Origin of the sequence: Algorimicrobium echini (assembly GCF_900115185.1) — a bacterium.
Classification (GTDB): Bacteria; Bacteroidota; Bacteroidia; order Flavobacteriales; family Flavobacteriaceae; genus Algorimicrobium; species Algorimicrobium echini.
In genome coordinates, this window is the sequence record NZ_FOVN01000014.1 from 1 (window position 1) to 6,007 (window position 6,007).

The 6,007-nt window shown below is 32.7% G+C and carries 5 protein-coding genes; all 5 read left to right on the plus strand.

Features of this window, described 5'->3' with window-relative positions:
* On the plus strand, positions 1 to 306 hold a 306-nt coding region (locus BM239_RS15125), incomplete at its 5' end, for an integrase core domain-containing protein (protein ID WP_143094942.1).
* 212 nt (positions 307 to 518) lie between these two features.
* Positions 519 to 719, plus strand: coding sequence for a helix-turn-helix domain-containing protein (locus tag BM239_RS15130; protein ID WP_092210163.1), 201 nt, complete (start codon positions 519 to 521; stop codon positions 717 to 719).
* Positions 719 to 2,677, plus strand: a complete 1,959-nt coding sequence (locus tag BM239_RS15135; protein WP_092210165.1) for a site-specific DNA-methyltransferase — start codon at positions 719 to 721, stop codon at positions 2,675 to 2,677. Before BM239_RS15130 ends, BM239_RS15135 begins: the two co-directional genes overlap by 1 nt.
* On the plus strand, positions 2,674 to 5,142 hold the full coding sequence (locus tag BM239_RS15140) for a DEAD/DEAH box helicase (RefSeq protein WP_092210167.1): 2,469 nt from the start codon (positions 2,674 to 2,676) through the stop codon (positions 5,140 to 5,142). The genes BM239_RS15135 and BM239_RS15140 overlap by 4 nt, the downstream gene beginning before the upstream one ends.
* Before the next feature lie 11 nt (positions 5,143 to 5,153).
* Positions 5,154 to 5,456, plus strand: a complete 303-nt coding sequence (locus tag BM239_RS15145; RefSeq protein ID WP_047790831.1) for a hypothetical protein — start codon at positions 5,154 to 5,156, stop codon at positions 5,454 to 5,456.
* The last annotated feature ends 551 nt before the right edge of the window (positions 5,457 to 6,007 follow it).

Consider the following 6,007-nt stretch of genomic DNA (forward strand, 5'->3'; position numbering starts at 1 on the left):
GAAACCAATGGACTTATACACCATTCTGACAGAGGCATACAGTACTGTAGCAATGTTTATACACAAATTTTAAAAAGAAACAAGATTCATATTAGTATGACAGAAGAAAACCATTGTTACGAAAATGCCATAGCAGAACGTGTAAACGGTATCCTAAAAGACGAATTTTACCTTGACCAGACCTTTGACAGCTTACAACACGCTAAAAGAGCAACAAAAAATGCAATTAATTTATACAACGAAATAAGATTACATTTATCTTTAGACTATAAAACACCTAATATGGTATATAAATTATCAGCTTAATTCAATTTTAACCTGTAGCCATATTTCAGGACAAGACAGCTGAAAAAAAGCCAACCCACGTTCAAGCACATTTGGTTTTTCCCAACGCTCAAAGCAACGCTGAAAAACCAAAAGAGCTTTCACTTCCCCACCACCACCCGAAAATACTTTGACTTTTTACACAGTTTTTTGAGATATAAATGTAAATTAGTGGACTGAAAACAACGTCAGAAATGAACCGAATTAAGGAAGTGTTGGAAGAGAAAGGAATTAAGCAAACTTGGTTGGCTGAAAAACTTGGTAAAAGCTACAATATGGTAAATGCTTACGCCCAAAACAGACAACAGCCAAGATTAGAAACACTAATGGAAATTGCTGAAATTTTGGATGTTGACGTGAAAGAATTGATAATATCTAACAAAGAAAAAAATTAATGGCAACGGAGAAAGAACTACTTGCTGAAATAGAGGCACTCAAAAAGAAATTGGAAGTTGCCAACAATCGAATTAAAACCGAAAAATACGGAATTACTTGGTTGGACGTGCCAGAAGCTTTTGAAGAAGAAAGCGAAAACCAATTACCTATTTTGACAGAGGTAAAAGAAAAAACAATAAAAAATGATGATGGAAAACCAACTCATATTTTGATTGAAGGCGACAATTATCATTCGCTTACTTGCCTTAATTATACGCACAAAGGAAAGATTGACCTAATCTATATTGACCCACCTTACAACACAGGTTCAGATGGTTTTAGATATAAAGACAAACGAGTTTTAGACAAGTATCCTGATGGAACAGAAGTTCCAAAAGACCACCCTTTAAGACATAGTTATTGGTTGTCTTTTATGAGTAAAAGATTGGAATTAGCATACAATCTATTAAAGGATGATGCAGTTATGTTTATTTCAATCAACGAAGAAGAATACGCCTCTTTAAAACTACTATGTGACCGAATATTTCAAGAGTCAAACTACTTAACAACATTTACTGTCAAGGTTAGACACGAAGACCGTATTCTTAAAGGAGACAAAGATTACCACGAAACAACGGAACAACTTCTGCTTTATAGAAAATCAAATAAGTTCAAAACAATTAAAAGACTGCAAGATAATACCTCAATAGACAAGTATGTATATAAAGTAGAAGAACTCATTGATAATCCGGAGAAAATAACTTTTGGGAATAAGGAAGTTGAAATTTTCAAACCAAATGAATATAAAGTCATAAAAACAAAGGCTTCAAGTGACAATTTCCAAAAAATAAATATTCGAGGGTCAATAAAAGAAGGAAATAGTTCAGGAAGATTTCATATGAAATATCTTGAAGAGAGAAATAATCTTTTCAATTATTTATACAAAGTTCCAAATATTGGAGATGACCAATATGACTACAGATATTTTTTAACAAGAAAATCTGAAAACAATGCCAATGGATTTTATTTCCAAGGAGTACCGCAAAGTAAAAACGATATAAAAGAAGTTCCTTACCCAAATTTTTTAGACTTCGAAGAAACATTCAATAACGTAGGTTATGAAGGTGGAATAACCTTTAGAAATGGAAAAAAGCCAACTGACTTTATTAAATTCTTAATAAGTATTGGTTGTCTAAAAAAGAACGCTATTATTCTCGATTTCTTTGCAGGAAGTGGCTCAACAGGTCAAGCTGTTATGGAACAAAATAACATAGACAAAGGAAAAAGACAGGTAATCCTTTGCACAAACAACGAAGCAAATATTGCGACAGAGGTTACATATCCAAGAGTAAAAAATGTAATTGGTGGATATAGTCAAACAAAAAATCAAAAAGAAATACTTTTTGAACTACCATTAAAGCCTACAAACTTAAAAAATAACACTGCTATTCTAAAGGCGATTGATGATTTTGATACTGATGAACAAAAGGAAAGATATGACCAAATAAAACAAGAAGTCAGAAAAGACAAATTTGTAATAAGTGGTATAATCAAAAAGGAAAATCAAATTCAAGGTCTTGGCAATTCTTTAAAATATTATCAAACTGAATTTGTAGGCTCTAACAATATTCTTTCGGCTACTGATGACGATAAATCTTCATTAGCACACAAAGCAGGTTATTTGCTTTCGATTGCTGAAAACACATTAGAGGAAATTGAATTGAGTAGTTGTTTCCAACTTTTTGAAAATGACAAAAAAGTAACTGCTATTTATTTCAAAGAGGAATTGACCGAAATGGAAACCTTTTTGGAAAAAGTTGAAAATATAGAAAAACCAATCTCTTTATATCTTTTTAGTTGGGGAAATAGAAGTGAATTTGAAGCCTTGTTCGACCACTTGGAACACATTACAATCAAAACCATTCCACAACCCATTTTAGAGATTTACAAGAAGATTTACAATATAGTTACCGTATGAGCAGATTTAGTCCATTAGACTTTCAGAAGAAAGCCATAGATAAATTAGTTTCCACTTTTACCAATTTGTGGGGAAATGCAGAACCACAAAGGTTGTTAGCATTTAAATCACCAACAGGAAGTGGTAAAACTTTTATGGTTGCCAATTTTGTGCATAGCTTAAATGGTATGCCAAATTGGGATTATGATAAAGCTTTTATTTGGATTACGTTTTCAGAGGACTTGGCAATGCAGAGCAAAGACAAGTTTCAAGAATATTTTGACACAAACCTCGAAAATGGATTGCTTACAATTAATGATTTCAAACAAGGTAAACTTCACAAAAACGATATACTGTTTATCAATTGGCAAAAATTGGTTGCTTCTAAAAAAGAAAACAGACTTTTAAGACGACCAGATGAAGAAGAATTTTTAAAAGAGCAAGGTTATTACTTTGAGGACTTAATAGAAAACACGCATAAAGAAGGTAGAGAATTTGTTTTAATTATTGACGAAAGCCATAAAAATCGTGATACGGATTTAGCCCAAGAAGTAATTGACATTATTAATCCAAAAGTAATTCTCAATGTTTCTGCAACGCCTAAAAACATACCAGGTATTGACGAAATTGAAGATGGAACAGCAGGTTATGTTGGAGTTAAACGAGAAGAAGTAGTTGAAGAAGGATTAATCAAAGAAAAAATTGCAGTTCAAACCGAAGAAGATTTAGCAAAATATCCAAATAAAGATTTAGACGAATTGCTTTTGGATTTAGCTATTGAACGTCAAACAGAACTCAAAGAAGAATACAAATCAATAGGAAAAGACATTAATCCTTTGGTTTTAATTCAGTTGCCAAATGACGATAGTCGTTTAAAAGATGCAGGACAAAAAACCAAAGAAGAAATAGTTTTAGACTATTTGCAGAAAAAGAAAATAGACATTGAGCGAAAGGTGGCTTTATGGTTTGATGGTAAACAGAAAAATATGGACTTCATTACTCATAACGAAAGTGATGTTGACTTTATGCTTTTTAAACAAGCCGCAGGTACAGGTTGGGATTGTCCGAGAGCTCATATTTTGGTAATGTTCAGAGAAATAAATTCGGCTTCTTTTTATGTTCAAACCATTGGTAGGATTTTGCGAATGGCAGAACCAAATCAGAAAGATGATTACAAGAACAATCCGAATTTAAGAACAGGATATTTGTACACGAACTACAAACGTATTGATGTAGAAATTCCAGACCAAGGCACTAAAAATAAACCGTTTATCTATACTTCTAAACGAAAGGAAGGTATAGAAAACATTGAAGGTCTATATTCAGATTTCGTTTCTCGTGTTGATTATGGCGATTTAGGTCACGCAGTAAAATTCCAAATGAGCTTTTTAAAATCGTTTAATAGTTATTTCGACTTTGAAGAAAAAGACCACCCAATTACTCAAAGGGAAAAAATTGAAGCAAAAGGAATTGAAATAAATCCAACTCTTACTAATAAATTAATTGTAGACGCAGAATTTACCGACTACGACAAAATCGATTTAGACTTTGCCAAAAAAGGTCACGAAGAAGATTATGAGATTTCAAGAAATGACGTTGAGAAATTATTTAATTGGTATTGCTTTCAACTACTATCAGAACAAACAGAAACAGAAGCAAAGGTTTCCAACGTTTCACGTTCTTGGTCGCCTTTAAAATCGGCTTTCAGAGTTTGGTTTAAAAGCATTTTTGACCAAGACAGTAATTTGTATTACCGAATTTTAATCAATGATTTAAACAAAGAGCAATCAAGCATTTTCAGACAAGCATTAACCAAAACCTTAAAGGATTATTACCCAGTAAAAAAGCAATATCTTGAAAAACGTAAAAAGGACATAGAAAAAAGAGAAGCACCACTTTTTGAAATAAAAGAAGAGTACACATTTACAGAAGATTATGCAGAATTGACCACAGCTGAAGGAACTTCTGAATTAAGTGCAATTCAGCCTTTTTACTTGAAAAAAGAATACAAAGGACGAGATAATGAATTGAGATTTTTAAAATACCTCGAACAGAAAAGAGACAAGTTAGATTGGTGGTTTAAAAATGGAGATTCAGGAAAAGAATATTACTGCTTAAAATATTACAATACAGCAAAAAAAGAAGAAGCACTCTTCTACCCTGATTGGATTTTAAAATTCAAAGATGGTAGAATTGGAATTTTTGACACGAAAAGTGGAAATACAGCACAGAACCCTGAAGGACGTGCTGAAGGACTTGTCAACAAACTGAAAGAACTAAATGCAGAAGGTGGAAATTATGTTGGCGGACTTGTAGTGTTGGAGAATAACCAATGGTATTATTTCAACAACGAAAAGTATTTATTGGAACCAACTGTAAGCGGAGTTGAGGAAGCACAAGCGGAATACGAAGTGAAATTTGACTACGATTACACACCAGGAAAACTGACTAAAAATTGGAAACCATTTAATGAATTGTTTAACTAAAAATAAATATTATGCCTTTATCAGAAAATCAACTTGTAGTGCCAGCATTATTAGCAATGCTAAATTCGCCAAACGGAAGTATTTTAACCTCTGACTTAATTGACCATATAAGTCGCCAATTTACTTTAGACGGTCAAGATTTATCACCTCTTTTAAACAGGAATGATGAGAAATACACTCAAATAGTGCGAAACTTAAAATCACATAAAACATTTGTTAAAAAGGGATTTGCTGAAGAATTTGAAGGAGGTTTTAGAATTACGCCTGAAGGAGTAAATTGGTTAGAAGATAATGGATTCATTCCAGAGGATTAAGCCAACGCAATGTTCAAGCACATTGCAATCCTCGTTCCTGCGGTTGCAAAGAGCTTTCACGCCAACGCTAATGGACTGAAAAGAAAAAAGCCAGCGTACAACATTGTATAAAAATAATAGCGGTTTAATCGTTCAATCGAAAATGAAATCTAAAAATCAAACAACAGTAACAAACCGAAAAGTAAGTGCGTAAATCCCGCTACTATTCTTATACGTTACCGTTACCTACAATAGCGTAACGCCATAAAAACTCACCATTCTTACGCAAAACTAAATGGCAAATCTGATCGCACTCAAACGGATAAAACTTTTGATTGAACAAACATTTTACACTTTCGATTTATCACTGTTGCGTTAATCTTTATGATTTCCGACCTGCCACTGTTACGGAATATTACGCCGATTTTTAGCACCTTTACACTTCGTTTTAAATAGCCATTTATTGTCCAGTTTAAAGTTTCGTTTTTTTCAGAATTTTAAGTCAGAAAAATTGAAAAACTACTGTAGGTAACATGGTGTATAAAAAATGCTTATTTTAGTCCCTAATCAAG